This is a genomic window from Amycolatopsis sp. NPDC049688 (assembly GCF_040674975.1).
GTDB lineage: Bacteria > Actinomycetota > Actinomycetes > Mycobacteriales > Pseudonocardiaceae > Amycolatopsis.
This window is the reverse complement of sequence record NZ_JBFANY010000016.1, coordinates 44027-70020: the sequence shown is the minus strand read 5'-3', so window position 1 is coordinate 70020 and position 25994 is coordinate 44027. Positions and strand designations below refer to the sequence as shown.

Here is a 25994-nt window from a genome sequence, read left to right as displayed (position 1 = left end):
CCTTACCGAGCCTCGAACTAACTAGACCGGTCGTCATAGTTTGCGCTACGGTTCCGGCATGGTTCGCCGCACCGACACGCGGCAGCGGATGCTCGACACCGCCGCCGACCTGTTCCAGACGCAGGGCTACCACGCCACCGGCCTCACCCAGCTGACGACGGCCGGTGGCGCGCCGAAGGGGTCGCTCTACTTCCACTTCCCCGGCGGCAAGGAGCAGCTCGCCGCCGAAGCCGTCCGGCTGTCGAGCGAGCGCACCGGCGCCCTGCTCGAAGCCATCCTGGCCGACGCCCCCGATCCCGCGACGGCGATCGACCGGGCCGTCGACGCGCTCGCGGGCTTCCTGACCGAATCGGACTTCCAGCGCGGGTGTCCACTCGCGACGGTCGCATTGGACGCCGCCGCGGCGAGCGAGCCCATCCGGGAAGCCTGCGTCGACGGATACGCGTCGTGGCACGGCGTCCTCGCTGAATACTTTGCCACACAAGGACTTTCCGCCGCCCGCGCCGACGAGCTCGCGACGATCGTGCTCGCCGCGATCGAAGGCGGGCTGCTGCTGGCCCGCACCCGCCGTGACCTGGCGCCGCTGCGCGCCGTCGCCACCCACCTGCACACGACCCTCGACCGGGAGTTCTCCTGATGCGCGTCCACCACCTGAACTGCGGCACCATGCGCCCGCTCGGCGGCCGGCTGATCGACGGACGGCCGGGGCTGTTCCGGCGCGCCACCATGGTCTGCCACTGCCTGCTGCTGGAGACCGGCACGGGTCTGGTGCTCGTCGAAACCGGCATGGGCACACCCGCCGCGGTCGACCGGAACGCCTGGCTGGGCGCGGGGTTCGTCCGCCGGTCCAATCCGGTCGCCGACCCCGCGCAGACCGCGATCGCCCAGGTCCGCGCCCTCGGCTTCGACCCGGCGGACGTCCGCGACATCGTGCTGACCCACCTCGACCTGGACCACGCCGGCGGCCTGATCGACTTCCCGTGGGCGCGGGTGCACGTCTACGCCGAGGAGCTGCGGGCGTTCACCGAACCGCGCGCCGACGAACGCGGCCGGTACCGCCGGATCCAGTTCGCCCATGGTCCACAGTGGACGTCCTATGCGGACACCGGCGAGCCGTGGTTCGGCTTCGACGCCGTCCGGGAGCTCGACGGACTGCCGCCGGAGATCCTGCTGGTCCCGCTGTCCGGGCACACCCGCGGCCACGCCGGGATCGCCGTCGACACCGGCCACGGCTGGCTGCTCAACGCCGGGGACTCGTTCTTCTTCCACGGCCAGGTCGCGGCCGCCCCGCACTGCCCGCCCGGGCTGAAGTGGTTCGAGGGCCGTATGGAGACGGTGAAGCGCGCCAGACTGGACAACCACCGCCGCCTGCGCCAGCTTGTTCAGGAGCGCGGCGGCGAGGTGACTGTCTTCGCCGCGCACGACGAGACCGAGTTCCTCCGGCTGAGCGCTGGTGACAACCGGGGCCTCGCCCCGGGCCGGGGGCTTCGTCACCCGGCCCCCTGAAAAACGAGCAGGAGCAGCGTATGAAGGTGCACCACCTGAACTGCGGGACGATGCGGCCGGCGGGCGGCAAGTTCCTCGACGGCCGCCCCGGCCTGCTGCGGCGGGCGGAGCTGGTCGCCCACTGCCTGCTGATCGAGACCGGCGACAGCCTGGTGCTGGTCGACACGGGATTCGGCACCCGCGGCGTGACGCACCCCGGCGAGTGGCTGGGCCGCCCGTTCATGGCGCTGGTCGGCGCCCGCGTCGAGGCGGCCGAGACGGCGGTGGCGCAGATCAAGGCGCTCGGCCTCGACCCGGCCGACGTCCGGCACATCGTGGCGACGCACCTGGACGTCGACCACGCGGGCGGCCTGGCGGACTTCCCGAACGCGGTGGTGCACGTCCGCGCCGACGAGCACCGGGCGGCGACGGCCCCGGCGAACGCGGCGGAGAAGAACCGCTACCGCGCGGCGCAGTTCGCGCACCGCCCCCTGTGGAGCACGTACGACGAGACCGGCGAGCCGTGGTTCGGGTTCGAGGCGGTCCGGTCGCTGAAGGGCCTGCCGGAGGAGATCCTGCTGGTCCCGTTGACGGGCCACACGCGCGGCCACACGGGCGTGGCGATCGACACGGGCCACGGCTGGCTCCTGCACGCCGGCGACGCGTACTTCTTCCACGGCCAGCTGGACCCGGTGGCGCCGCACTGCCCACCGGGCCTGACGGCGTTCCAGAACATCGTCCAGACCCTGCGCGGGCCGAGGCTGGAGAACCTGGCGCGCCTGCACGAGCTGGCGCGGGCGCACCAGGACGAGGTCACGGTGTTTTCCGCGCACAGCCCGATCGAGTTCGCCGCCCTGCGCCGGTGACGGCGGGGAGCGACGGCTCGCCGGCCGGACCTGATCAGCTCGCCGCGAGGGCCTGCTTGACCAGCGGGGCGATCTGCTCCGCCGTCAGCTTCGCCGGGCCGGTGTAGTTGATCAGCACCGGCGTGCCCGACACCAGCTCGGCCGAGGCGAGGGTCGCCGTCTTCTGCTCGTCGACGTAGTACACCGCGCCGTCCGGGAAGCCCGGGACGTCCTTCGCGCCCGGCTTCGCCTTCTTGATCGACGCCAGCATCTCGGCCGGCTTGCCCTGCTTGCCCTCGTAGCGGGTCACCGCCAGCGCGCCCGCGGCCTTGCCGTCGTGCTGGTACTCGCAGCTGCGGGCCTTGCCGCCGTTGGCCGCGCTGTTCTGGACCGGGCCCGGCACCGCCTTGAGGTTGTCGAGGAACAGCGCCTTCGACACGGCTTCGGCGGGCAGCAGCCGGCACGGGTCGAGGGCCGCCGCGGCGGCGTTCGTGCTCGGGGCGGGCTTCGGAGCGGCGGACGACGACGGCGCCGGTTTCTCTCCCGAAGAGCAAGCAGTCAACGCGGCAAAAGCGACAAAAGCGACGACTAGGGTGCGCATGTCCGCACCCTAGCCCGGATCGATCACGCCGTGGGGGCCCGGTACCGCCAGAACGCCGGGAGCAGGAACATCGACGCGCACACCAGCACGATCACCAGCAGCCCGCCGCCGGTCGCCGCCGCCGTCGTGCCGAACGCGGCCGCACCCCAGCCGTGGGTCAGGTCGGCGATCCGCGGGCCGCCGGCGACCACCACCGTGAACACGCCCTGGAGCCGGCCGCGCATCTCGTCGGTCGTCGCGACCTGCAGGATCGCCATCCGGTAGACCGCGCTGACCATGTCCGCAGCGCCCGCCAGCGCCATGAAGACGACAGCGAGCCACAGCGAGTGCGCGAGCCCGAATGCGGCGACCGCCGCGCCCCACCCGCAGATCGACACGACGACCGCGACGCCCTGTCGGTGGATACGCGTCAGCCAGCCGGAGAAGAGCCCGATCAGCATCGCGCCCAGTGGCAGGGCGGCGTAGAGCCAGCCGAGCGCGGGGCCGCCGCCGGGCGGGTCGCCGAACGTCCGCTCGGCCATCTCCGGGATCAGCGCCCGCGGCATGCCGAAGACCATCGCGATGATGTCGACGACGAAGGAGGCCAGCAGGACCTTCTGCCCGGAGAGGTACCGGAAGCCGTCGACGACGTCGCGGACACCGGCGCGGCGCGAGGGGCCGTTCAGCGGCGGGATCGACGGCAGCCGCCAGACGGCGAACAGCGTGATCGTCAGGGCGACGACGTCGATCAGGTAGAGGGTGGAGAGCCCGAGGACGGGAATCAGCGCGCCGGCGAGCAGCGGCCCGAAGACGGCGCCGAAGGTGGACATGGTGGTGTTGAGGGCGTTCGCGGACGGCAGCAGTTCGGCGGGCACGAGCCGGGCGACGACGGCGCCGCGCGTCGGCATGTTGATCGCGAAGAACGCCTGGTTGACGGCGAGCAGGCCGAGGACCAGCCACACCGAGCCGAAGTTCGCGAAGGCCTGCAGCCAGAGCAGCGCGGAGGTGATGGCGACGCCGACGTTGGTGACGAACAGCAGCTTCCGCCGGTCGACGGCGTCGGCGACCGCGCCGCCCCACAGCCCGAAGATCAGCAGCGGGACGAGCGCGACGAGCCCGGTGAGCCCGACGTAGGCCGACGACCCCGTAAGGTCGAAGACCTGCTTGGGCACGGCGACGGCGGTCAGCTGCGTCCCGACGGCGGTGACCACAGTGGACAGCCACAGCCGCCGGAAGGCAGCGATCTTCAGCGGCCGGGTGTCGACGACGATGCGGCCGAGGAGCTTGCGGAGGCCCGAGCGGGGCGGCAAGGTCCCCGGTTCACCAGTCACGACAGATGAGCTTAGCGGGGCTAACTATCACCGCGCAGGTGATTTACCTCGCCCGCCAGCCCGGCTCAAGGCGCGACGCGCTCGATGTGCCAGCCGTCGTCGTCGCGCACGTACCGCAGCCGGTCGTGCATCCGGTCCTCGCGGCCCTGCCAGAATTCGACCAGGTCCGGCCGGATCCGCCAGCCACCCCAGTGCGGCGGGGCCGGGATCCGCTCGACGTCCGCGAACCGGCGCTCGATCCCGTGCAGCGCGTTGTCCAGCGCCCGGCGGCCGTCGACCACCCGGGACTGCGGCGACGCCCACGCCCCGAGCTGCGACCCGCGGGGGCGCTGGGCCCAGTACTCCGCCGTCTCCTTGACGCCGACCTTCTCGACCTCGCCGCGGACGTGGACCTGACGGTGCAGCGCGTACCAGGGGAAGGTGACCGAGGCGTACCGGGTCGCCGTCAGGTCATGGCTCTTCGACGACGTGTAGTTCGTGTAGAACACCACGCCGCGGTCGTCGAGGCCCTTGCACAACACCGTGCGGGACGACGGCCGGCCTTCGGCGTCCGCCGTCGCGAGCACCATCGCGTTCGGCTCCGCGATGCCCGCCGCGACCGCCTGGTTCAGCCAGCCCTGCAGCTGATCGGTCCAGGTGGCGGCGAGCGCGGATTCGTCGAACGCGGCACCGTCGTAGGCCACGCGCATTCCGGGAAGGCGTACTACGGCGTCTTCCACCTGGTCCTCGATCTCCGGCATCATCGCCAAACCTCCACGCCCGGTCGGGGCATCAGTCGACTTCGGCTCTAGGCACGTTAGGGCTTCGGGACCGGCAGCGGAACCCACCTAACGGTGACACCCGACACCCCTTTTCGCCATCCAGCCGTAACTGCAGGACAACAAGCCGTAACCCCTGCGTTACCCGCCGGACCAGGATCGATACAGGACGCACCTACCTTCGGCCCGTTCCCCACCACCCCCGGAGGCAGGCATGACCGAGACCCTGTCCAGCGCCGAAAAGAGTGCCCCGCCGAAACGCCGGTACGCCCCGCTCGCGGCGAACGAAAACCGCGAGGACTACTCACTGCGCTTCGCCGCCCATTCGTTCCGGAAATGGTCCCCGTTCGTGGTCGCGACGACGGCGCTGGGCGGCATCGCCTACCTCGCCGACTTCGCGATCGGCGCCAGCATCGTCCTCTCCTACGGCTTCACCTCGGGCGTGCTGGCGATCCTCGCCGCGGCCGTCGTCATCTTCGTGACCGGCGTGCCCATCGCGGCCGCCTGCGCGAAGTCCGGAGTGGACATGGACCTGCTGACCCGCGGCGCCGGCTTCGGCTACTTCGGGTCGACGCTGACGTCGCTCGTCTACGCGAGTTTCACCGTCATCTTCTTCTCGCTCGAAGGCTCGATCATGGGCCAGGCGTTCGAGCTCGCCCTCGGCATCCCGCTGCCTGTCGGCTACCTCCTGGCCACGCTCATCGTGCTGCCCTTCGCCCTCTACGGCATGGGCGCGGTGGCGAAGATGCAGACCTGGACGCAGCCGCTGTGGATCGCCGGCCTGGTGCTGCCGTTCGTCGTCGTGCTCGTCCGCGAGCCCGGCAGGTTCGCGGAATTCACCCACTTCGGCGGTACCGAGGGCGCCGGCGCCGGGTTCTCCGCGATCGGGTTCGGCTTCGGGATGGGTGTCGCCCTGTCGCTGATCGGGCAGATCGGCGAACAGGCCGACTACCTGCGGTTCATGCCGGAGAAGACGGCGGAGAACAAGCGGTCGTGGTGGGCCGCGGTGCTCGCCGCCGGGCCAGGCTGGGTGATCCTCGGCGCCGCGAAGCAGATCGGCGGCGCGTTGCTGGCGTTCCTCGCGCTCGGCGTCGTCGGGAAGGCGCACGCGCTGGAGCCGATCGCGCCGTACCTGGAAGCGGTGAAGCCGGCGCTCGGGCCGGTGGCGCTGACGTTCGCCGCGCTGTTCGTCGTCGTCTCACAGATCAAGATCAACACGACGAACGCCTACTCCGGCTCGCTGTCGTTCGCGAACTTCTTCTCCCGCGTGCTGCACCGGCACCCCGGCCGGGTCTGGTACGTGCTGGTCAACTGCGGGATCGCGCTCGCGCTGATGGAGTTCGGCGCGTTCGGGTTCCTGAACAAGATCCTCGGCTTCTACTCGAACGTCGCCATCGCGTGGATCGGCGCGGTCTGCGCCGACCTGGTGATCGCCAAGCCGCTGGGCCTCTCGCCGCGCTACATCGAGTTCAAGCGGGCCTACCTGCACAAGATCAACCCGGTCGGGTTCGGCTCGATGGTGGTCGCGTCGGCGGTGTCGATCGTGGCGTACTTCGGCGCGTTCGGGCCGTTCCTGGCCGCGTTCAGCCCGCTGCTCGCCCTGGTCATCGCCATCGTCTCGGTACCGACGCTCGCGGTGGCCACCCGCGGGAAGTACTACCTGGCGCGGGAGAACACGGTCGCGGTCGAAGGTGCCGACCTGCGGGCGACGCACACCTGCTCGGCCTGCGGCGACCCGTACGAACTGCCGGACGTCGCCGACTGCGCCAAGCAGGACGGCCCGATCTGTTCCCTGTGCTGCACGCTGGACGACACGTGCCACGACATGTGCCGGACGGCCGGCCCGGTCGACCTGGGCCTGCCGGCCCCGCGGACCCCGTAAGGTCCGTGAGGGCCCTTTCCCGGCGTCCGCAGCCGGGAAAGGGCCCTCACGTGAGCCGGCCTCCCCCCGGTTCCCCCTCCCGGCTCGACTCCTTCACGTCCGGGGCCCCGCCGGGGTTGCCCGGGATATCCAAGATTTTTTCCGGCCGCATGATGGCCGCCAGCATCAGGGCGCGCAGTTCCGCGCCGACGTCCTCGACGGGCAGCGGCGGCTCGTGCGCCTGCCACTCGCGCAGCAGTCCGGTGGCCGCCCCCACCAGGGCGATCGCCGTCAGCCGGTAGTCGCGGTCGGGCGCGGCGCCGTGGGCGGCCGCGCGGCGCGCCTCCGTCTCGATGAAGGCCGCCCAGCGGTCGACCCACACCTGGTGCTGCTGCTCCAGCTCCGCGCTGACGCCGACGGCTTCGACGTAGTTGAGCCGCGGCAGCCGGGGGTCGACGGTGACCGTGTCGATGAAGACGTCGAGCAGCGTGGCGATGCGGGTCATGGCGTCGGCTTCGGCGACCTTGCCGAGCGCGGCGGTGACGTGTTCGAGGGCAAGGCTGTTGATCCGGTCGTGGAGGATGCGCAGCACGTCCTCCTTGCCGGTGAACTCCTCGTAGAAGTTCCGCGTCGAGACGCCGGCGCGGGCGCACATCTCGGTGATCTTCGTCTGCCGGAAGCCGGCGGTGGTGAACAGCTCGAGCCCGGCCGTGAGCAGCCGCTCGCGGCGGTCGGCGCGACGTTGTTCGGGTGCGACGCCGCCGTACGTGCGAGCCAACGGTGGTCTCCTCCTTCCGAGGGATTGCCGGATCCTACCGGCCTGGCTAAATTGTGAAAACCTCGATTACCAAACACCGGAGGCAACGATGCTTCGTCGGTTACTGGTCGCCGTCGCGCTCCTGTTCGCGGCAGCCGTCCCCACGGCACCCACGGCGCAGGCCGAACCGGGGGTCCTGCTGGAACAGCAGCCGACGACGGTGTTCGTCGGCCCCTTCCCGGCCCCGGTCAGGGCCTGGCACCTCCGCTACCGCTCGACGTCGGCGACCGGCGCGCCGAACGCGGTCTCCGGCACGCTGCTGGTGCCGCCGACGCCGTGGCTGCGCGGCGGCCCGCGCCCGCTGATCACGTACGCGGTCGGCACGCACGGCCTCGGCGACCAGTGCGCGCCGTCGAACCTGCTGGCCCACGGCATCGAGAACGAAAGCGCGCTGCTGGCGCAGGCGCTGACGCAGGGCTGGGCGGTCGTCGTCACCGACTACGAAGGACTGGGAACGCCGGGCACGCACACGTACGCGGTCGGCCAGTCCGAAGGCCGCGCGGTGCTCGACGCGGCGCGCGCGGCGTCCCGGGTGACGGGCGCGGGGCTGTCGCCGTCGGGCCCGGTGGGCGTGTTCGGCTACTCGCAGGGCGGCCAAGCGGCGGCGTGGGCGGCCGAGCTGCAGGAGACGTACGCGCCTTCGCTGAACGTGGTGGGCGTGACGGCGGGCGGCGTCCCGGCGGACCTGAACGCGGTGTTCGCGTCGAACGACGGCGGCGCGGCGTTCGGCTTGGTCCTCGGTGCGGCAACGGGCTTCGCGGCGGCGTACCCGGACGTGCCGTTCGCGTCGATCCTGAACGACCGCGGCCGCGAGGCGGTGGCCCGGGTGTCGCAGGCGTGCACGGTGGAGCTGGGCGCGGCGGCGCCGTTCGCGCACCTGCAGGACTTCGTGACGGTGCCGGACCCGATCCACGAGCCGCACTGGCAGGCCCGGCTGGCTTCGAACTACCTGGGCACGACGGCGCCGAAAGCCCCGGTGTACCTGTACCACGGGACGCTGGACGAGCTGATCCCGTTCAGCGTGGGAACGGGGTTGCGCGACCGCTGGAAGGCGCTCGGCGCGAAGGTGACGTGGCAGGAGTTCCCGCTGCTGGAGCACATCGCCGGCGTGTCGATCGGCGGCCCGGCGGCGATGAGCTGGCTCGGCACGAAGTTCTGAGTGTTCCGCTCGCCGGGGAGGGACGCAGGGGGTCCTCCCCGGCGAGCGGCGCGAGTCACCGGGAACTGTCGGTGCCTCCCGGTAGCGTGGAAAACGGGGGCTGCTCAGAACGCCTCGCCCAGCCCCTTCATCGCCGTCACGGCGTCCGGCGCCAGGGAAGTCACCAAGGTTCCGCCCGCGGCGAGCGGCGTCCGGGACCACCATTCACCCGAAGCTGCCGGCAGTTCCGGCCCGCCCACCACGAGGTCCGTGGCCAGCACCCGGCGGCCCGCCAGCACCGCCAGGCTCCCGTCCAAGCCCGCGTCCCCCACCGAAAGCGTCTGGCGCAGCACCGGCACCGAGCCCCGCGTGACCGACAGCGCAGTCGTCAGCGAACCCGGTTTCTCCCCGGCCCGCCCCAGCACCAGCACCTCCCGCGTGTGCAGATACGCGTCCGGCGCCAACACAGCCCGGAACACCGCCGAATGCCGGGCCCGGGCCGTCACCACCGTCGGCTCCGGCAGGTACTCCAACGACCCGCCCGGCTCCACCACGACATCCACAGTGGACAAAGATGCCTCGCCGTGCAGACCCGGCAGGGCCAGCGTAGCCGCCACCCCTGACAACCGGAGCGAAGCGCCCGGTCCGACCCGCACGGACAGCAGCAGGTCGTCCCCGCCCAGGGGCGAGGTCGCCGAGTTGACCAGGTGCACCACCGCCGCCGGTCCGCGGCCACGGCGGGGGAACAACGTCAGCGGCGCCATCGAGCGCAGCTCCCGCAACACCGTGCGCGAGCCGTCGAAGCACGCCGTCAGCCGGGCGTGGGCCTTCACAGGAGGGAACGGACCCAGCCGGCCACCTCGGGCGCGTCCGGAGTGTCCACAAGCGACTGCGTGATCACCGGCAACGATCCCCGCATCCGGTGCGCGTCCGACGTCATCACCGTCATGTCCGCCCCCACCAGGTGGGCGATGTCGGTCTTGTTGATCACCAGCAGGTCCGCCGTCGTGACGCCGGGGCCGCCCTTGCGCGGGACCTTGTCGCCGCCGGCCACGTCGACGACGAAGATCTGGCTGTCCGCCAGGCCGCGGCTGAACACCGCCGTCAGGTTGTCGCCGCCGCTCTCGATGATCACCAGGTCCAGGCCCGGGAACTTCTCCTCCAGCCGCTCGACCGCGTCGAGGTTCGCCGTGATGTCGTCGCGGATCGCCGTGTGCGGGCAAGCTCCGGTTTGGACCGCCTCGATCCGCTCGGGGTCCAGCACCCCCGCCCGGCGCAGGAAGTCCGCGTCCTCCGTGGTGTAGATGTCGTTCGTGACCACCGCGAGGTTGATCTCGTCGCCCAGCGCGCGGCACAACGCCGCGGTGAGCGCCGTCTTGCCCGAGCCCACCGGGCCGCCGATGCCGATCCGGTACGCGCGGCCCGCGGCGGGCGCCGGGTCGTAGTGGTCCGGTTCGCTGACCGTCGGGTCGAAGCTGACCGCGTGAAAGTGGCCGTGGCCTTCAGCTGGCAAAGAGACGCACCTCTTCTCGGTGGTGCCGGGCGTGGGCCTCGGCGAACAGATCCAACGCGGGCGACCCCGGCAACGGCAGCGACGCCGGGTCGTCGCCCGCCACGGCGGCCGCGGCCGAACAGACCGCCGCCAGGTCCAGCCGCGCGACCACGGCGTTGACGGCGAACGGATCGAGCCCCAGCAGGCGCACAGCCGCGCTCGCCGGGCCGCTCACCGACAGGTAGGCGACAGCCATCGCCGCGTCGTACGGCGAGCCGCCCGCGACGCCGACCAGCGCACCCAGCACGATCGGGTGGTGCGGCCGCGGGGTCGCGGCCAGCAGTCCCTCCAGAACCGGCGAGGGCCAGGCGATCCGCCCGGCACGCGCGGTTCCGCGGCCTTGCGCCCGAGACGCCTCGCGCTGCGCGATTGACGGCGTGCGGGCGTCCAGCTCACTGTCCAAAAGCGACCAGTCCCCGCCGGCGGCCGCCGCGTGCGCGGAAGCGGCAGCGAAAACCGCCGCCAGGAATCCCGCCGTCCGCAACCGTCCGGAAAGGAACCCCGGCAGGTCCCGCACCGAAGTCACCAGCCGGCGGGAAACGACTTCCTCCAGCCCGCCACTGTGGACGTGTCCCCCGCCGGGAAACCGGGAGTCCGCGAGGATCAGCGCCGAGAGGTCCATCAGAACAGGAAGTACCGCTGCGCCATCGGCAGTTCGGTCACCGGCTGCGGCTCGATCAGCTCGCCGTCGACGTGCACCGCGAAACTGTCCGGCTCGACGCGGACGTCCGGCGTGACGTCGTTGAGCACCATGTCCGCCTTCGTCCGCGACCGCATGTCCGAGACGGCGACGAGCGGGCGCGTGATGCCGAACGTCTCGCGCAGCGAACTGTCCAAAGCGGACGGCGCGACGAAGTGCAGGCTCAAGGCCGCCCCGATCGAAGCGCCGAACATCGGCCGCGCCAGGACCGGCTGCGGCGTCGGGATGGACGCGTTCGCGTCGCCCATCGCCGCCCACGCCGGGAAGCCGCCCTTCAGCACCACGTGCGGGCGGACGCCGAAGAACTTCGGTTCCCACAGCACGAGGTCCGCGAGCTTGCCGACCTCGACCGACCCGATCTCGGTCTCCATGCCGTGCGCGATGGCCGGGTTGATCGTGTACTTGGCGACATAGCGACGCGCGCGCAGGTTGTCGGCCGCGCCGTCGCCGGGCAGGGCGCCGCGACGACGTTTCATCACGTGCGCCGTCTGCCACGTCCGGATGATGACCTCGCCGATCCGGCCCATCGCCTGCGAGTCCGAGCTCATCATCGAGATCGCGCCCATGTCGTGCAGCACGTCTTCGGCGGCGATCGTGGTCGGCCGGATCCGGCTTTCGGCGAAGGCGAGGTCCTCGGGCACCGACGGGTTGAGGTGGTGGCAGACCACCAGCATGTCGAGGTGCTCGTCGAGGGTGTTCGCGGTGTGCGGGCGAGTCGGGTTGGTCGACGACGGCAGCACGTTCGGCAGCGAGACGACCTGGATGATGTCCGGCGCGTGCCCGCCGCCGGCGCCTTCGGTGTGGTACGCGTTGATCGAACGGCCGCCGATGGCGTCCACAGTGGATTCCAGGAAGCCGGCCTCGTTCAGCGTGTCGGTGTGGATGGCCACCTGGACCCCGGCCTCGTCGGCCACGGTCAGGCACGCGTCGATGGCGGCCGGGGTGGTGCCCCAGTCCTCGTGGAGCTTGAACCCGCCGGCACCCGCCGCCAGCTGCTCGCGCAGCGCCTCGGGCCGGACGGTGTTCCCCTTGCCCAGCAACAGGACGTTGATCGGGTAACCGTCCATGGCGGACAGCATCCGGCCCAGGTTCCACGCGCCGGGCGTGACGGTCGTGGCCTTCGTGCCCTCGTTGGGCCCGGTGCCGCCACCGACCAAAGTGGTCAGCCCGGCGGCCAAGGCCGTGTCGACGAGCTGTGGGCAGATGAAGTGGACGTGGCAGTCGATGCCGCCGGCGGTGAGGATCTTGCCGTTGCCGGACAGCACCTCCGTGGACGGCCCGATCACCAGGGCCGGGTCGACGCCGTCCATCGTGTCCGGGTTGCCCGCCTTGCCGATGCCGACGATCCGGCCGTCGCGCACGCCGACGTCGGCCTTCACGACACCCCAGTGGTCGAGGATCACCGCGCCGGTGATGACCAGGTCGGGTGCGCCCTCGGCCCGGGTCGCCGTGCCCTGGCCCATGGACTCCCGGATGACCTTGCCGCCGCCGAAGAGCACCTCGTCGCCGGAGCCGCCGGGCCCCATCGAGCGGTCCTCGGTGACCTCGATCAGCAGGTCGGTGTCGGCGAGCCGGATCCGGTCGCCGGTGGTCGGGCCGAACAGTTCGGCGTAACGCTCGCGGTCGATCTGCGGCATTTCAGAACTCCCCGGAGTATTCGGACCGCAGGCCGGGGACCCGGCGCGCGCCGGCCAGCGGCACCAGGTCGACCTCGCGCTCGACACCCGGCTCGAACCGCACCGACGTCCCGGCCGGGACGTCGAGCCGGTGGCCGCGGGCGGCCTCCCGGTCGAACTCGAGGCCCGGGTTCACGGCCGCGAAGTGGTAGTGCGAACCGACCTGCACCGGCCGGTCGCCGAGGTTCCGCACCAGCAGCCGGACGCGCGGCCGGCCGGGGTTCAGCTCGACCGGCTCGGCACCGGGGATGATCTCGCCAGGGCGCACGCCGCTGCTCCTCACAGATTCACACGATCGGGTCATGCACGGTGACGAGCTTCGTGCCGTCCGGGAAAGTGGCCTCGACCTGCACATAGTCGACCATTTCGGGCACACCGTCGAGCACCTGCGCCCGGGAGAGCACGGTCCGGCCGCTGGCGACCAGTTCACTGACCGTCCGGCCGTCGCGGGCACCCTCGAGGACGTGGTCGGTGATCAGCGCGACCGCCTCGGGGTAGTTGAGCCGGACGCCGCGGTCCAGCCGCTTCCGCGCGACGTCCGCCGCCACGTGGATGAGCAGCTTGTCGCGCTCCTGCGGGCTGAGGTGCATCCGCTAGGTCTATCACCCGTAACGCGGGATCGCCTGGTTCGGAAACACAGGATTTACCTGGTCTTCGTCACACTGAGTGGTGAAAATTCTCCGGCCTGGCCCGGCGTGTGACTGAATCGTTCTCGTAATCGTGACCGAAACCACCGCTTCTTTCGATTGCCACTGGCCGGTCAAGAGAGCAAGGTCTATCCATCCGTGCGATGTGGCGCGCGTTCAGTGCGCTCTGTCCCAACCGCGCGACCAGCACCAACCAGCCGGGGAAAAGCGCACCGAAAGGTTCCGCGAAACAGTGACTACCTCCACGATCAGCAAGCCACAGCCGTCCGGCCAACCCGACGACGGCTTCCGACCGGGTCTGGAAGGCGTCGTCGCCTTCCACACCGAAATCGCCGAACCCGACCGGGACGGCGGTGCCCTGCGCTACCGCGGCGTCGACATCGAGGACCTTGCCGGCAAGGTGACCTTCGGCGACGTCTGGGGCCTTCTCGTGGACGGCCGGTTCGGTCACGGCCTCCCGCCCGCCGAGCCGTTCCCGCTGCCGGTGCACACCGGCGACGTCCGGGTGGACGTCCAGGCCGCGCTGGCCATGCTCGCCCCGATCTGGGGCTACCGCCCGCTGCTCGACATCACCGACGAAGAGGCCCGCGAGCAGCTGGCCCGCGCCTCGGTGATGGCGCTGTCCTACGTCGCCCAGTCGGCGAGGGGCATCGGCCAGCCCGCGGTACCGCAGACCCGCGTCGACGAGGCCCACTCGATCACCGAGCGGTTCCTCGTCCGCTGGCGCGGCGAGCCGGACCCCGCGCACGTCAAGGCCCTGGACGCCTACTGGGTGTCGGCCGCCGAGCACGGCCTCAACGCCTCGACCTTCACCGCCCGCGTCATCGCCTCGACCGGCGCCGACGTGGCGGCCGCCATGTCCGGCGCCATCGGCGCCATGTCGGGCCCGCTGCACGGCGGCGCCCCGGCGCGCGTGCTGCCGATGATCGAAGAAGTCGAACGCACCGGCGACCCCGAGGGCCTGGTCAAGGGCATCCTCGACCGCAAGGAACGCCTGATGGGCTTCGGCCACCGCGTCTACCGCGCCGAGGACCCGCGGGCCCGCGTGCTGCGCCGGACCTGCCAGGAGCTCGGCGCGACCCGCTACGAGGCGGCCGCCGCGCTGGAGCAGGCCGCGCTGAAGGAGCTGCGCGAGCGGCGCCCGGATCACCCGATCGAGACCAACGTCGAGTTCTGGGCCGCGGTGATCCTGGACTTCGCCCAGGTTCCGCCGCACATGATGCCCGCGATGTTCAGCTCGGCCCGCACCGCCGGCTGGGCCGCGCACATCCTGGAGCAGAAGCGCACCGGACGCCTGGTCCGGCCGTCGGCCAAGTACGTCGGCCCGGCGCCGCGCAGCCCCGAGGACGTCGAGGGCTGGGAGCTGGTCACCAAGCACTGACGCTCGTTCACGAACCGGCCGGTACCCCCGTGGTGCCGGCCGGTTCGTGCTGCGCGGTGGCGCCGAGCATGGCCGTGAGCTGGTCGACGAGCCAGGTGTCGAGGTCTTCCCGGGCGACACTGCGTTCCTGCAGCCAGCTCAGCAGGGCACCCTCGACGACGGCCGTCCAGCAGCGGAGGGTCAGCGACAGCAGCGGTGACGGCTCGGCGACGCCGAGAGCGTCCAGGATCAGGGCCACCGCGCGGTTGCGGACCTCGTCGATCGCCGCGTCCGTCTCGGACGTCGCGATCACCGAGCCGCTGCGCAGCAACGCGATGTACCCCGCGCGGTAGTGGTCAGCGACGTCGATCAGGCCGCGGACGGCGGCGCGCAGCCGGGTCTCGGGCGGCCCCTCCTCGAGCCCGGCCAGGCCGTCGATCAGCCCGTCGGTGACCGTGCGCAGGGCTTCCACCTGCAGTTCCCGCAGGCTGGAGAAGTACCGGTAGAACAACGGCCGCGACACCTCGGCGCGGGCGACGATGTCGTCCACCGTGACCAGCTCCGGCGCCCGCGAACCGAAGAGGTCGAGCGCGGCCCGGATCAGGTCGTCCCGGCGGGCCTGCGGTGACATCCGCCGCGGCCGGCTCACGGAGCGAGGCCCTTTTCCGCGGCACGCAGAATTTCCCGCAGCACGGCCGCCGATGCGAGGGTGAGGACCCGGCCGCCTTCGGCGCGCTCGGCGAGCATCGGCGCGAACGCGCGGGACCCGTGGAGACCCGCATCGTCGACCACGATGTCCGGGACACCGTGCTCGGCGCGGACCCGCTCGGCGAAGCGGTGCACGGCCTCGCCGTCCGAAGAGTCCACTGTGTACTCGGCGACGCCGTGGTTTTCCAGCAGCTTCAGCGTTTCTCCGGCACCGGCTGCGTCCGCGACGATGACGTCCGCGCCCTGCTCGGCGAAGGCCAGCGCGGTGGCCCGGCCGATCCCGCTGTCCGCGCCGGTGACCACGACGAGCCGGTGCTCGAACGGCCCGGCGTCCACCCGCGCCCGGCGCAGCCCGCGGCTTTCGACCCCGGTTTCGGCGTATTCGACCAGCTCGGCGGCCGCGGCGGCGACCACGTCCGGCCGCGCCCGGGTCACCCAGTGCGTCCCGACGATCCGGCGGACCCGCAGGTCCGGCACCCAGCGGGCGATCTCGGTCTGCAGCGCCGTCGTGACGTAGGCGTCGCCGGTCGGGGCCAGCACCTGCACCGGGACGTCGGCGGGCCGGGGCGCGGGCCGCGACAGCCGGGTGAACATGTTGGCGCGGTAGAGCTGCAGCCCGTGCAGGCCGTCGGACTTCTCCGGCGGTGCCGCGTCCGGTTCCATCCGCTGGATCTGCTTGCCCAGCAAGCCCGTGCGCCACAGCAGGTCCGGGATCAGCGGGACCTGGAACGCGAGGATGTACCACGAGTGCAGGAACTGGCTCAGCGCGTTCTTGAGCCGCTTCGGTGTCGGGCGGTGCAGCTGGGCGCGGAACCACGCGCCGGCGTGGTCGAGGCTCGGGCCCGAGAGGGAGGTGTAGGAGGCGATCCGCCCGCGCAGGCCGTCGCCGGTGACGGCGTGCCAGGTCTGGATCGAGCCCCAGTCGTGGGCGACCAGGTGCACCTTGCCGGTCGGCTGCACCGCCTCGACGACGGCGCGGAGGTCGTCGGCCAGCTGGTCCAGCCGGTAGGACGCGCGTCCTGACGGCTTGTCCGACTGTCCCGCGCCCCGGACGTCGTAGGTGACGACCCGGTGTTTCACCCGCAGGGACGCGGCTACCCCGTCCCACATCGAGCTGTTGTCCGGGTAGCCGTGCACGAGCACGACCGTGGGCCCGTCGCTCCGGCCGTCGATGGTGACGGAGAGGCGGACACCGTCGCTGGCGGTCACCCACTTGTGAGACATTCTGTCATGTTAGACAACCTGTCAACAATGGGTTCACCCGCGCGGCGGTTCCGCGGGCGCGGATGCTCGGGATTTTGCTGATATGACAGCGTTTTCGTGGTTTCCCGTGGAACCAAGCGCCGGTGTCCACCGAACGGTGGACAGCCGGATTCAGCCGGGCGTTGGTCGGATCCCGCGCCCGCCCGGGCCAGGCTTGAGCCATGACCACAGCAGTGAGCGTGCGCGGCCTGCGCAAGCAGTACCCGGGTCACCTCGCCGTGGCCGGGCTGGACCTCGACATCGCCCCGGGCGAGGTGTTCTCCCTGCTCGGCCCGAACGGCGCCGGCAAGACCACCACCGTCGAGATCCTCGAAGGCCACCGGCAGCGGACGTCCGGCGAGGTCACCGTGCTCGGGGAGGACCCCGGCAAGGCCGGGCGCGCGTGGCGGTCGCGGCTCGGCATCGTCCTGCAGACGGCGACCGACGCCGCCGAGCTGAGCGTCGCCGAGACCGTCCGGCACTTCGCGAAGTACTACCCGGACCCGCGCGACCCCGACGAGGTGATCGACAAGGTCGGGCTCACCGAGAAGGCCCGGACCCGGGTCAAGGCGCTCTCGGGCGGCCAGCGCCGTCGCGTCGACGTCGCCCTCGGCATCATCGGCCGTCCCGAGCTGCTCTTCCTCGACGAACCCACGACCGGCTTCGACCCGGAGGCGCGGCGGCAGTTCTGGGCGCTGATCAGCGACCTCGCCGCCGAGGGCACCACCATCCTGCTGACCACGCACTACCTCGACGAGGCCGAAGCGCTCGCCGACCGGGTCGCGGTCATCGCGCGGGGCGAGATCGTCGCCCAGGACACCCCGCAGAACCTCGGTGGCCGGGCCGCCGCCGAAGCCACCGTGCGCTGGACCGACGGACGCGGCGAGCACGTCGAGCGCACCGCGTACCCCACCAAGCTCGTCACCGAACTCTCGGCTGGGGGTCGAGAGCTCGCCGGGCTGACGGTGACAAGGCCGAGCCTGGAGGACATCTACCTGGACCTGATCGGAGACAAGGCATGACCACCCTAATCCTGCCGGGCCCGCTGTCACTCGGGCTGGCTCGCGGCGGCACCGAGCTGCGGCAGTTCTTCCGGCACAAGGAACAGGTGGTGTTCACCTTCTCCCTGCCCGCGGTGCTGATGATCCTGCTCGGGTCCATCCTGGACGGTCCGACGAAGCTCGACGGCGTCACCTCCGGCCAGCTGCTGGCGGCCGGGATGATCGGCTCCGGCATCGTGTCGACGTCGTTCAACAGCATCGCGACCGGCGTCTCGGCCGACCGCGAGACCGGGGCGCTCAAGCGCCTGCGCGGCACGCCGATGCCGCCGGCGTCCTACTTCGTCGGCAAGATGGTGCTGGTCGCGGTGTCGAGCCTGGCCCAGACGGTGCTGATGGCCGGCGTCGCCGTCCTGCTGTTCGGGCTGCAGCTGCCGTCGGACCCGGCCAAGTGGCTGACGCTGCTGTGGGTGTTCGCGCTCGGCATCGTCTCGTGCACGCTGCTCGGGATCGCGATCAGCTCGCTGGCGAAGTCCACGAACGGCGCGGTCGCCATCGTGCAGATGCTGTATCTGGTGCTGCAGTTCATCTCCGGCGTGTTCGTCTCGCCGATCACGAACCTGCCGAAAGTTATGGTGGACATCGCGTCGTTCTTCCCGCTGAAGTGGATCTGCCAGGGGTTCCGGTCGGTGTTCCTGCCGGACGGCGCCGTGAGGATGGAGATGGCCGGGGCATGGGAACTTCCGCGGGTGGCACTGGTGCTGGGGATCTGGTGCGTGGTGGGAGCGGTGCTGGCGCGGCTGACCTTCCGGTGGACCGACACGAAGTGAAGGACGCCTGGGACCGGTTCAACTGGCTCTGGGAGATCCTCTTCGCGGTGGCGTACCTGGCCACGACCACGCTGGTGATCCTCGACGGCGCCGAGCCGAAGCGGACGGCCGTCGCGGCCGGGGCGCTCACCGCGCTCGCGCTGAGCTACCTGGCCTGGGGCCGCCGGCTGGTCCGGGACGACGACTCGTCGCTGCCGCAGCGGTGGGTGTTCGCCGTCCTGGTTCTGGTGCTGGTCGCGGTGGCCATGGTCGCCGAGGGGACGTCCGGGTTCATCCTCTTCATGGCCTGCCCGCTGCTGTTCTCGACGCTCGAGTTCAGGCCGGCGGCCGTCCTCACCACGATCGCCATCCTGGCCAACCCCGCGGCGGCCATCGTCAACAACGGGTTCACCGGCCCGACGCTGCACATCATGCTGCCGATGACGGCGATCCTGGTCGTCTTCGGCGTGCTGTGCGGCAAGTTCATCGGGCACGTCATCGAAGAGAGCCGGGGCCGCGCGGACCTGATCGCGAAACTCGAAGCGAGCCAGGCCGAGGTCGCCCGCCTCTCGCGGGAGGCGGGCACCGCCGCCGAGCGCGAACGGCTCGCCCGGGAGATCCACGACACGCTGGCCCAGGGGTTCACCAGCATCGTCACCCTCGCCCAGGCCATCGAGTCCGAATTGGACACCGACCCGGCGGCGGCGCGGCGGCACGCGGAGCTGGCCGCGCGCACGGCCCGCGAGAACCTCACCGAGGCCCGCGCGATGGTCGCCGCGCTGGCCCCCGCCGACCTCGCGGCCGGCTCGCTCGTCGACGCCGTCCGGCGGCAGGCCGACCGCTTGGCCGACGAGACGGGCGTGCCGGTCCGGTACGAAGTGGACAGTGGTCTCCCGTCGATCGGCATGGCGGGCGAAGTGGTCCTGCTGCGGGGCGCGCAGGAAGCGCTCAACAACGTCCGCCGGCACGCGGCGGCGTCGGCGGTGTCGATCCGCTTGTCCGTTGTGGACGGTTCGGTACGGCTGTCGGTACGGGACGACGGCACCGGCTTCGATCCCGAGCACGCCACCGGGTTCGGGCTGCGCGGGATGCGGTCACGGGCCGAGCAGGTCGGTGGCACACTGAGCGTCCGGAGTGGCCCCAGCGGCACCGAACTCACCCTGGAGGTGCCGGCTTGATCCGCGTCATGCTCGTCGACGACCACCCCGTCGTCCGCGAAGGCCTCCGCGGCATGCTCGAAGCCGAGGCGGACCTGACGGTCGTCGGCGAGGCGGGCTCGGGGGACGAGGCCGTCGCGCTCGACCGCGTCGCCGAGCCCGACGTCGTGCTGATGGACCTGCGGATGCCCGGCCTCGACGGCGTCGGCGCGACCCGGCGCATCCTGCGCGAGCAGCCCGGCCGCCGGATCGTCGTGCTCACGACGTACGAGACGGACGCCGACATCCTGCGCGCGGTGGAGGCCGGCGCGTCGGGCTACCTGTTGAAGGACGCCTCCCGCGCGGAGCTGGCGAACGCGATCCGCGCGGCGGCCCGCGGGGAGACGGTGCTGGCGCCGTCGGTGGCCGGGAAGCTGGTCAACCGGGTCCGCAACCCGGAACCGCAGCCGCTGTCGGCGCGCGAGGTGGAGGTATTGCGGCTGGTGGCGAAGGGCGGCACGAACGCCGACATCGGCCGCGCGTTGCACATCAGCGAAGCGACGGTGAAGACCCACCTCCTGCGCGTGTTCGGCAAGCTCGGTGTCTCGGACCGCACCGCCGCGGTGACCACGGCGATGTCCCGCAACCTGCTCGGCTGACCCCACCCGGCCGTGCCGGAAGGGTCGACACGCGTGATTGGAAAGCCGACACGCGTGATTGGGAAGTCGACACGGCCGCAGCCGGCGCCCACACCGTGTCGACCCTCTGATCACGCGTGTCGACCCTTCAATCACGCGAGTTGGCCCTTCAATCACGCGAGTTGACCTTTTGCGCGCGGGCAGGACCTGCTTCGGGCGCGGGAGCGCGGCAGAATGCCCCCATGCTTGCCTCGACCGAACACGCTCTCCTCCGCCGGATCGCCCACGAGCAGGCCGTCTGCCGGGCTCCTTCGCTGGTCGCCGCCGTGGTGCGGGACGGTGGGATCGTCTGGTCCGGTGGCCGGGGGCGGGTCGGCGAGGAACAACCCGGCACCGACACCCAGTACCGGCTCGGGTCGATCACCAAGACGCTCGTCGCCACCGCCGTCATGCGGCTGCGCGACGAGGGCCTCCTCGACCTCAACGACCCCCTGGAAAAGCACGTCCCCGGCACGCCGTTCGGCGCCGCCACCGTCGCCCAGCTGCTGTCCCACACCTCCGGCCTGACGTCCGAATCGCCCGGTCTGTGGTGGGAACGCACCCCCGGCGCCGACTGGGACGCCCTGGTCGCCAGCCTCGCCGAAGGCGCGACCAAACACCGGCCCGGCGCGCGGTTCCACTATTCGAACGTCGGCTACGGCGTCCTCGGCGAGCTCCTCGCGCGCCACCGCGGCAAGAGCTGGCTCTCCGTGCTCGACGAGGAGGTCCTCGGCCCGCTCGGGATGACCCGCACCACCCCGCACCCGGTCGGCGCGCACGCCGAGGGCTTCGCCGTGCACCCCTTCGCCGACGTCCTGCTGCCCGAACCGAGCCCGGACGCCGGCGCGATGGCCCCCGCCGGGCAGCTGTGGTCCACGGCGAACGACCTCGGCCGCTGGACGGCCTTCCTCGGCGGCGACACCGGCGGCGTGCTGGCGCCGGAGACCGTCGCCGAGATGCGGACCATGGTCACCGTCGACGACACCGACGTCTGGACGACCGGGTTCGGCCTCGGCCTGATGCTCGTGCGCTACCAGGGCCGCCGGTTCGCCGGGCACACCGGCTCGATGCCGGGGTTCCTCGCCGTGACGCTGGTCGACCCGGCCGCGCAGACCGGCGCGCTGGTGCTCGCCAACTCGACGTCCGGCGTCGGCATCACCCAGCTCTGCCTCGACCTCATCACGATGACCGACGAGCTGGAGCCGCGGCTGCCCGCCGAGTGGCTGCCGTCGCCCGCCGACCCGGAGCTGCTCGCGCTGACCGGCCTCTGGCACTGGGGCCCGACGCCCTACCACCTGCGCCTGCAGGCCGACGGCCTGCTGCTGCTCGCCCCGGTCGAGGGCGCCGGGCGCAGCTCGCGCTTCCGCCCGGTCGGCAAGGACACCTACGTCGGCCTCGACGCCTACTACGCCGGGGAGACGCTCGAAGTCGGCCGGAACGCCGAGGGCGTCGCCACCCACCTCGACCTGGCGACGTTCATCTTCACGCGCACGCCGTACGACCCGGCCGCGCCGGTCCCGGGCGGCGTCGAGAACTGGCGGTGAGAGGTTGACGGGCCCCGCTCACACCCCCAGGGTGGTGAGCGGGGCCTTCACAACGGCGTGAAGCTACCGGGCGGACGCCACGACGGAAACCGTGTTTTTACCCCCACGGCGACCTGCCCCGATGCCGCCGTCCGGCCCAGCGTTCCACATGCTGAACGCGGAATAACCCCCTTCACCAGCCGTATCCCGACCTGAGAGACTGACCACATGACCGACGCTGAGTTGACCATCCCCGCAGACCTCAAGCCGGCCGACGGCCGCTTCGGCTGCGGACCGTCGAAGGTCCGCGCCGAGCAGCTGAGTGCGCTGGCGGAGTCCGGCTCCACCTACCTCGGCACGTCGCACCGGCAGAAGCCGGTCAAGTCCCTCGTCGGACGCGTGCGGGCGGGCCTGTCCGAGCTGTTCTCCCTGCCCGAGGGCTACGAGGTGATCCTCGGCAACGGCGGCACCACGGCGTTCTGGGACGCGGCCGCCTTCGGCCTGGTCCGCGAGCGCGCGCAGCACTTCACCTACGGCGAGTTCTCCTCGAAGTTCGCCACCGTGACCAAGGGCGCGCCGTTCCTGGCCGACCCGATCGTCGTCAAGGCGGAGCCGGGCAGCGCGCCCGACATCGCCTACGAAGCCGGTGCGGACCTGGTCGGCTGGGCGCACAACGAGACGTCGACCGGCGTGGCCGTGCCCGTGCGCCGCCCCGAAGGCAGCGAAGGCGCCCTGGTCGCGATCGACGCCACCTCCGGCGCCGGTGGTCTCCCGGTCAAGGCCGAGGACTTCGACGTCTACTACTTCGCGCCGCAGAAGTCGTTCGCCGCGGACGGCGGCCTCTGGATCGCGCTGGCCTCCCCGGCCGCGGTCGAGCGGATCGGCGAGATCGGCGGCAGCGACCGCTGGATCCCGGAGTTCCTGTCGCTGACCACCGCGCTGGACAACTCGCGCAAGGACCAGACGTACAACACCCCGGCCGTGGCCACGCTGTTCCTGCTCGCCGAGCAGATCGAGTGGATGAACGGCCAGGGCGGCCTCGCCTGGACGACTTCGCGCACGAAGGACTCTTCGTCGCGGCTGTACGAGTGGGCCGAGAAGACGAGCTACACCACGCCGTTCGTCAAGGACCCGGAGCTGCGCTCGCAGGTCGTCGGCACGGTGGACTTCAACGACGACGTCGACGCCGCCGCGGTGGCGAAGGTGCTGCGCGCCAACGGGATTGTCGACACCGAGCCGTACCGCAAGCTCGGCCGCAACCAGCTGCGCGTCGGCCTGTTCCCGGCCATCGACCCGGACGACGTCACCAAGCTGACGCAGGCCATCGAGTACGTGGTCGAGCGGCTCAGCTGACCTGAGGCTCCTTGGAGGGGGCCTCCGCCGCCGCGGCGGGGGTCCCCTTCTTCGTGCCCAGGCGGCGGGCGCCGAACGCGGCGAGCACCAGCAGGACCAGGGCGAACAGCTCGTAGGACTCCGTCGCCAGCCACCAGCCGAAAGACGGCGCCGGGCGCGGGGCGAACCACATCGGGCCCGCGATGAACAACGCCAGTCCCGCGGCGACGACCGCGGCCGCCACCCACCGGATCGCGCGGTCGAAGCGCCACGCGTACCACCCGGCCAGCACCAGGAGCGGCACGCACCACGTCCAGTGGTGGGTCCACGAGATCGGCGAAACCAGCAGCCCGCCGAGCGCGCAGGCGGTGAGCCCGAGCACCGGCTCGGCGCGCGCGATGACCACCGCGACCAGGGCCATCACGGCCAGCGCGGCCAGCACCCAGCCGAACTCCGGCAGGCCGGCGCGCACGACCAGGCCGTGCAGCGACTGGTTGCCGACGTAGTCGACGCCGCCGATGCGGCCCGCGTCGAAGACCAGCTTGGTCCAGTAGGTGAACGACGCCGACGGCCGGATCAGCCACAGCAGCGCGCCGGCCGCCAGGAACCCGCCGGCCACCTGCGCGGCCGCCCGGAAGTCGCGGCGGACCAGGAAGTAGACGACGAACACGGCCGGGGTCAGCTTGATCGCCGCGGCCACCCCGATCAGCAGGCCCTTCGTGCGCTTCCGCTCGCCGGGCAGCAGGACGTCGAGCACCACCAGCACCATGAGCAGCGCGTTGATCTGCCCGAAGCCCAGCGTCGAACGCACCGGTTCGAGCAGCGCGCCGGCGAGCTGCGCGCCGATGGCGACCAGCGCGGCCACCGTCCGTCCCCGGACCTTCGAGGCGTCGGTGAGCGAGCCGTTGAGCGTGGCGACGTAGAGGTAGGCGACCACGCCGGTCGCGAGGATCGACGCGATGCTGACCAGCTTCATCGTCACCGCGAACGGCAGCAGCGTGCCGGGCAGGAACACCGCGGCGGCGAAGGGCGTGTAGGTGAACGGCAGCAGGATCCGGTGCGTGGTCGGCACCCAGGCGTCGTACGGCGAGCCCTGCTCGGCCAGCGCCTTCGCGCCGCCGAGGTAGACCTCGAGGTCGAGGCCGTCGAAGCGCTTCAGCACGAGCACCAGGACCACAGCGGCGATTTCGAGTACGGCGAGCGACCACGCCAGCTTCCGCCCAGTCAACGCGCCCCCTCGAGCCAGGTCTTCGACCGGCCGAGATTACCCGGGGCTCAGCAGCAGCCGTGCACCGGCAACCGCACTGACCTGGCGTTCGCCGCGGTGACCGGACGGCTCGCCGCGGCTTCGGCGTCGGCCAGCAGCCGGTCGAGGTCGGCCCGGCCGAGGACGCGGCCGGCGGTGACGACCGTGTCGACCCGGCGGACCGCGGCGATGTCGGCGAGCGGGTCGGCGTCGAGCAGCACCAGGTCGGCCTCCTTGCCGGGGGTGATCGTCCCGGCGGTGTGCGCCCGGCCGAGGAAGGCGGCCGCGTCGCGGGTCACCGCCTGCAGCGCCCGCCGCGGGCTCAGCCCGGCCTCGACCAGCCAGCCGAGCTCGTCGTGCAGGCTGAATCCCGGGAAGACGTACGGGTTCTGGCAGTCGGTCCCGCCGAGGATCCCGACGCCGGCGTGGTGCGCCTCCCCGACGAGCCGCAGCTGCGCCTCGAAGTAGGCCTCCTGCTGGGCGGCCTGGGCGGCGGTGACCGGGGTGAACAGCGGCAGCCGGTCCGCCCAGAGGTCCCGGATGTCCTGCGAGACGTACTTGAGCCGGGGGTCGTGCGCGTAGGCGTCGGCGGGCCGCGAGATCACCCGGTTGACCGTGAACGTCGGACTGAGCCGGCTCCCGTAGGTGTTGAGCCCGGCGAAGTGCTCGGCCGCCGCGGCCGGGTCGTACGCCTGCGCGGCCTGCCGGTCGAGCTCGCGGGCCAGGTTGAAGAAGTCGCGCGGGGCCTTCGGGTCGAACGGTGTCGCGTCGAGCCGGGCGAGGATCTCGTTCCGGCGGCTCGACGTCGCGATCGGCAGCCCGAAGAGGTGCTCGAAACTGCGCTGCCCGGCCTTGGCGGCGTCGAGCAGGCGGAGCCGGTAGGGCCAGTGCCCGGCGAACGGCAGGCCGTGGCGCCGGCATTCGTCGGCGATCGCAGCGAAGGCGTCCTTCGGCAGGTAGAAGTACACCTTGACGAAGTCCGAGCGCTGGGCGATCGCGGTCCGGACCGCAGCCCGCGCCTCGGCGGCGTCGGCGACCTTGACGACCGGCGGGCCGAGCAGCGACACCGGGCCGTCGATGATCGCGCTGGCCAGCACGACCCGCGGGCCGAGCAGCTCGCCGCGGGCGATCTTGTCCCGGGTGACGCGGTTTTCGTCGTAGCCCTGCATTTCGCGGATGCCGGTGACGCCGTTGGCCAGGAACAGCGGCGGCCAGAGGTCTTCGTAGTCGATGCCGTGGGCGTGCATGTCCCACAGGCCCGGCACGAGGTAGCGGCCGCGGCCGTCGACGACGCGGGCGCTGCCGCACGGCGGCACGTCGGCCGCCGGGCCGACCCAGGCGATCCGGTCCCCGACCAGCACGACGGCGGAGTCCGGCCGGGCCGGGCCGTCGGTGCCGTCGATCAGGGTCGCCCCGGTCACCACCACCACGCCGGTGCCGGCGGCCGCGGCCTCCTGCGCGAACACGGCGGGCGCGACCCCGGCGGCGGCCAGGCCCGCTCCCGCCGTCGCCAGCCACCGCAGGAAGTCACGCCGGTTCGCCTCGGTTCGCAGCACTGCCGTCCCGCCCTTCG

Annotated in this window: 26 protein-coding genes; 12 read left to right on the top strand and 14 right to left on the bottom strand. The window is 71.8% G+C overall.

What is annotated here, in order from left to right:
- The first annotated feature begins 58 nt into the window (after positions 1-58).
- Genes AB0J55_RS36110 through AB0J55_RS36100 form a run of 3 tightly spaced genes read left to right on the top strand, consistent with a single transcriptional unit; the run spans position 59 to position 2351 of the window.
- Positions 59-637 carry a TetR/AcrR family transcriptional regulator gene (locus AB0J55_RS36110; protein ID WP_364259154.1) on the top strand — a complete coding sequence of 193 codons (579 nt, stop codon included), beginning with the start codon at positions 59-61 and terminating at the stop codon, positions 635-637.
- Positions 637-1506, top strand: a complete 870-nt coding sequence (locus tag AB0J55_RS36105) for an MBL fold metallo-hydrolase (protein WP_364259151.1) — start codon at positions 637-639, stop codon at positions 1504-1506. Before AB0J55_RS36110 ends, AB0J55_RS36105 begins: the two co-directional genes overlap by 1 nt.
- 20 nt (positions 1507-1526) lie before the next feature.
- Positions 1527-2351, top strand: a complete 825-nt coding sequence (locus AB0J55_RS36100; protein ID WP_364259148.1) for an MBL fold metallo-hydrolase — start codon at positions 1527-1529, stop codon at positions 2349-2351.
- Positions 2352-2385: 34 nt separating this feature from the next.
- On the opposite strand, the gene AB0J55_RS36095 is transcribed toward AB0J55_RS36100, so the two are convergent.
- The 3 genes from AB0J55_RS36095 to pdxH form a co-directional block, all read right to left on the bottom strand.
- Positions 2386-2931 carry a DUF3558 family protein gene (locus AB0J55_RS36095; protein ID WP_364259145.1) on the bottom strand — a complete coding sequence of 182 codons (546 nt, stop codon included), beginning with the start codon at positions 2929-2931 and terminating at the stop codon, positions 2386-2388.
- A 23-nt stretch (positions 2932-2954) separates the two neighbouring features.
- The gene (locus tag AB0J55_RS36090) at positions 2955-4241 is read right to left on the bottom strand and encodes an MFS transporter (protein WP_364259142.1); all 1287 of its coding nucleotides are present in this window, start codon (positions 4239-4241) and stop codon (positions 2955-2957) included.
- 65 nt (positions 4242-4306) lie between these two features.
- Positions 4307-4984, bottom strand: coding sequence for a pyridoxamine 5'-phosphate oxidase (pdxH, locus tag AB0J55_RS36085; RefSeq protein WP_364259139.1), 678 nt, complete (start codon positions 4982-4984; stop codon positions 4307-4309).
- 229 nt (positions 4985-5213) lie between these two features.
- Between pdxH and AB0J55_RS36080 the strand changes: the two genes are divergently transcribed.
- Positions 5214-6881 (top strand): hypothetical protein, encoded by a 1668-nt coding sequence (locus tag AB0J55_RS36080; RefSeq protein WP_364259136.1) that lies wholly within the window; start codon positions 5214-5216, stop codon positions 6879-6881.
- 46 nt (positions 6882-6927) lie between these two features.
- On the opposite strand, the gene AB0J55_RS36075 is transcribed toward AB0J55_RS36080, so the two are convergent.
- The gene (locus tag AB0J55_RS36075; RefSeq protein ID WP_364259133.1) at positions 6928-7638 is read right to left on the bottom strand and encodes a TetR/AcrR family transcriptional regulator; all 711 of its coding nucleotides are present in this window, start codon (positions 7636-7638) and stop codon (positions 6928-6930) included.
- An 88-nt stretch (positions 7639-7726) separates the two neighbouring features.
- Here AB0J55_RS36075 and AB0J55_RS36070 point away from each other — a divergent pair, with 88 nt between their 5' ends.
- The gene (locus AB0J55_RS36070; RefSeq protein ID WP_364259131.1) at positions 7727-8836 is read left to right on the top strand and encodes a lipase family protein; all 1110 of its coding nucleotides are present in this window, start codon (positions 7727-7729) and stop codon (positions 8834-8836) included.
- A 104-nt stretch (positions 8837-8940) separates the two neighbouring features.
- Here AB0J55_RS36070 and AB0J55_RS36065 read toward each other — a convergent pair whose 3' ends face one another.
- Genes AB0J55_RS36065 through AB0J55_RS36040 form a run of 6 tightly spaced genes read right to left on the bottom strand, consistent with a single transcriptional unit; the run spans position 8941 to position 13333 of the window.
- A complete protein-coding gene (locus AB0J55_RS36065; RefSeq protein ID WP_364259128.1) occupies positions 8941-9648 on the bottom strand; it encodes an urease accessory protein UreD in 708 nt (235 codons plus the stop codon).
- On the bottom strand, positions 9645-10328 hold the full coding sequence (gene ureG / locus AB0J55_RS36060; RefSeq protein ID WP_364259125.1) for an urease accessory protein UreG: 684 nt from the start codon (positions 10326-10328) through the stop codon (positions 9645-9647). The genes AB0J55_RS36065 and ureG overlap by 4 nt, the downstream gene beginning before the upstream one ends.
- Positions 10318-10989 carry an urease accessory UreF family protein gene (locus tag AB0J55_RS36055; RefSeq protein WP_364259122.1) on the bottom strand — a complete coding sequence of 224 codons (672 nt, stop codon included), beginning with the start codon at positions 10987-10989 and terminating at the stop codon, positions 10318-10320. The genes ureG and AB0J55_RS36055 overlap by 11 nt, the downstream gene beginning before the upstream one ends.
- Entirely contained in the window at positions 10989-12704 is a 1716-nt protein-coding gene (locus tag AB0J55_RS36050) for an urease subunit alpha (RefSeq protein WP_364259119.1), read from the bottom strand. Before AB0J55_RS36050 ends, AB0J55_RS36055 begins: the two co-directional genes overlap by 1 nt.
- Position 12705: 1 nt before the next feature.
- Positions 12706-13011, bottom strand: a complete 306-nt coding sequence (locus AB0J55_RS36045; RefSeq protein WP_364259116.1) for an urease subunit beta — start codon at positions 13009-13011, stop codon at positions 12706-12708.
- Between the two features lie 19 nt (positions 13012-13030).
- Positions 13031-13333: an urease subunit gamma gene (locus tag AB0J55_RS36040; protein ID WP_364259113.1), complete on the bottom strand. Its 303-nt coding sequence runs from the start codon at positions 13331-13333 to the stop codon at positions 13031-13033.
- A gap of 289 nt (positions 13334-13622) precedes the next feature.
- Here AB0J55_RS36040 and AB0J55_RS36035 point away from each other — a divergent pair, with 289 nt between their 5' ends.
- Positions 13623-14771 (top strand): citrate synthase 2, encoded by a 1149-nt coding sequence (locus tag AB0J55_RS36035; RefSeq protein WP_361101828.1) that lies wholly within the window; start codon positions 13623-13625, stop codon positions 14769-14771.
- Positions 14772-14778: 7 nt separating this feature from the next.
- On the opposite strand, the gene AB0J55_RS36030 is transcribed toward AB0J55_RS36035, so the two are convergent.
- Together AB0J55_RS36030 and AB0J55_RS36025 are read right to left on the bottom strand one after the other, a co-directional pair.
- Positions 14779-15381, bottom strand: coding sequence for a TetR/AcrR family transcriptional regulator (locus AB0J55_RS36030; RefSeq protein WP_364259560.1), 603 nt, complete (start codon positions 15379-15381; stop codon positions 14779-14781).
- Positions 15382-15395: 14 nt separating this feature from the next.
- Positions 15396-16682, bottom strand: coding sequence for an SDR family oxidoreductase (locus AB0J55_RS36025; RefSeq protein WP_364259109.1), 1287 nt, complete (start codon positions 16680-16682; stop codon positions 15396-15398).
- Between the two features lie 200 nt (positions 16683-16882).
- Here AB0J55_RS36025 and AB0J55_RS36020 point away from each other — a divergent pair, with 200 nt between their 5' ends.
- The 6 genes from AB0J55_RS36020 to serC all read left to right on the top strand — a co-directional run bounded on the left by AB0J55_RS36020 (position 16883) and on the right by serC (position 23196).
- Positions 16883-17722 (top strand): ABC transporter ATP-binding protein, encoded by an 840-nt coding sequence (locus tag AB0J55_RS36020; protein WP_364259106.1) that lies wholly within the window; start codon positions 16883-16885, stop codon positions 17720-17722.
- On the top strand, positions 17719-18528 hold the full coding sequence (locus AB0J55_RS36015; protein WP_364259103.1) for an ABC transporter permease: 810 nt from the start codon (positions 17719-17721) through the stop codon (positions 18526-18528). The genes AB0J55_RS36020 and AB0J55_RS36015 overlap by 4 nt, the downstream gene beginning before the upstream one ends.
- Complete coding sequence (locus AB0J55_RS36010; RefSeq protein WP_364259557.1) at positions 18525-19685, top strand: sensor histidine kinase; 1161 nt, start codon at positions 18525-18527, stop codon at positions 19683-19685. The genes AB0J55_RS36015 and AB0J55_RS36010 overlap by 4 nt, the downstream gene beginning before the upstream one ends.
- Positions 19682-20302 (top strand): response regulator transcription factor, encoded by a 621-nt coding sequence (locus AB0J55_RS36005; protein WP_364259100.1) that lies wholly within the window; start codon positions 19682-19684, stop codon positions 20300-20302. The genes AB0J55_RS36010 and AB0J55_RS36005 overlap by 4 nt, the downstream gene beginning before the upstream one ends.
- A 221-nt stretch (positions 20303-20523) precedes the next feature.
- Entirely contained in the window at positions 20524-21864 is a 1341-nt protein-coding gene (locus AB0J55_RS36000) for a serine hydrolase domain-containing protein (protein WP_364259097.1), read from the top strand.
- 207 nt (positions 21865-22071) lie between these two features.
- Positions 22072-23196: a phosphoserine transaminase gene (gene serC, locus AB0J55_RS35995; RefSeq protein WP_364259094.1), complete on the top strand. Its 1125-nt coding sequence runs from the start codon at positions 22072-22074 to the stop codon at positions 23194-23196.
- Here serC and AB0J55_RS35990 read toward each other — a convergent pair.
- A complete protein-coding gene (locus tag AB0J55_RS35990) occupies positions 23189-24403 on the bottom strand; it encodes a glycosyltransferase 87 family protein (RefSeq protein ID WP_364259091.1) in 1215 nt (404 codons plus the stop codon). The two genes, serC and AB0J55_RS35990, sit on opposite strands and share 8 nt — an antisense overlap.
- Before the next feature lie 47 nt (positions 24404-24450).
- Positions 24451-25977 (bottom strand): amidohydrolase family protein, encoded by a 1527-nt coding sequence (locus AB0J55_RS35985; protein ID WP_364259088.1) that lies wholly within the window; start codon positions 25975-25977, stop codon positions 24451-24453.
- Positions 25978-25994: the final 17 nt, after the last annotated feature.

Coding starts and splice junctions, on each gene's coding strand:
- AB0J55_RS36110 (WP_364259154.1), top strand. CDS start 59: ATGGTTCGCCGCACCGACACGCGGCAGCGGATGCTCGACACCGCCGCC.
- AB0J55_RS36105 (WP_364259151.1), top strand. CDS start 637: ATGCGCGTCCACCACCTGAACTGCGGCACCATGCGCCCGCTCGGCGGC.
- AB0J55_RS36100 (WP_364259148.1), top strand. CDS start 1,527: ATGAAGGTGCACCACCTGAACTGCGGGACGATGCGGCCGGCGGGCGGC.
- AB0J55_RS36095 (WP_364259145.1), bottom strand. CDS start 2,931: ATGCGCACCCTAGTCGTCGCTTTTGTCGCTTTTGCCGCGTTGACTGCT.
- pdxH (WP_364259139.1), bottom strand. CDS start 4,984: ATGATGCCGGAGATCGAGGACCAGGTGGAAGACGCCGTAGTACGCCTT.
- AB0J55_RS36080 (WP_364259136.1), top strand. CDS start 5,214: ATGACCGAGACCCTGTCCAGCGCCGAAAAGAGTGCCCCGCCGAAACGC.
- AB0J55_RS36070 (WP_364259131.1), top strand. CDS start 7,727: ATGCTTCGTCGGTTACTGGTCGCCGTCGCGCTCCTGTTCGCGGCAGCC.
- AB0J55_RS36055 (WP_364259122.1), bottom strand. CDS start 10,989: ATGGACCTCTCGGCGCTGATCCTCGCGGACTCCCGGTTTCCCGGCGGG.
- AB0J55_RS36050 (WP_364259119.1), bottom strand. CDS start 12,704: ATGCCGCAGATCGACCGCGAGCGTTACGCCGAACTGTTCGGCCCGACC.
- AB0J55_RS36040 (WP_364259113.1), bottom strand. CDS start 13,333: ATGCACCTCAGCCCGCAGGAGCGCGACAAGCTGCTCATCCACGTGGCG.
- AB0J55_RS36030 (WP_364259560.1), bottom strand. CDS start 15,381: ATGTCACCGCAGGCCCGCCGGGACGACCTGATCCGGGCCGCGCTCGAC.
- AB0J55_RS36025 (WP_364259109.1), bottom strand. CDS start 16,682: ATGTCTCACAAGTGGGTGACCGCCAGCGACGGTGTCCGCCTCTCCGTC.
- AB0J55_RS36020 (WP_364259106.1), top strand. CDS start 16,883: ATGACCACAGCAGTGAGCGTGCGCGGCCTGCGCAAGCAGTACCCGGGT.
- AB0J55_RS36015 (WP_364259103.1), top strand. CDS start 17,719: ATGACCACCCTAATCCTGCCGGGCCCGCTGTCACTCGGGCTGGCTCGC.
- AB0J55_RS36000 (WP_364259097.1), top strand. CDS start 20,524: ATGCTTGCCTCGACCGAACACGCTCTCCTCCGCCGGATCGCCCACGAG.
- serC (WP_364259094.1), top strand. CDS start 22,072: ATGACCGACGCTGAGTTGACCATCCCCGCAGACCTCAAGCCGGCCGAC.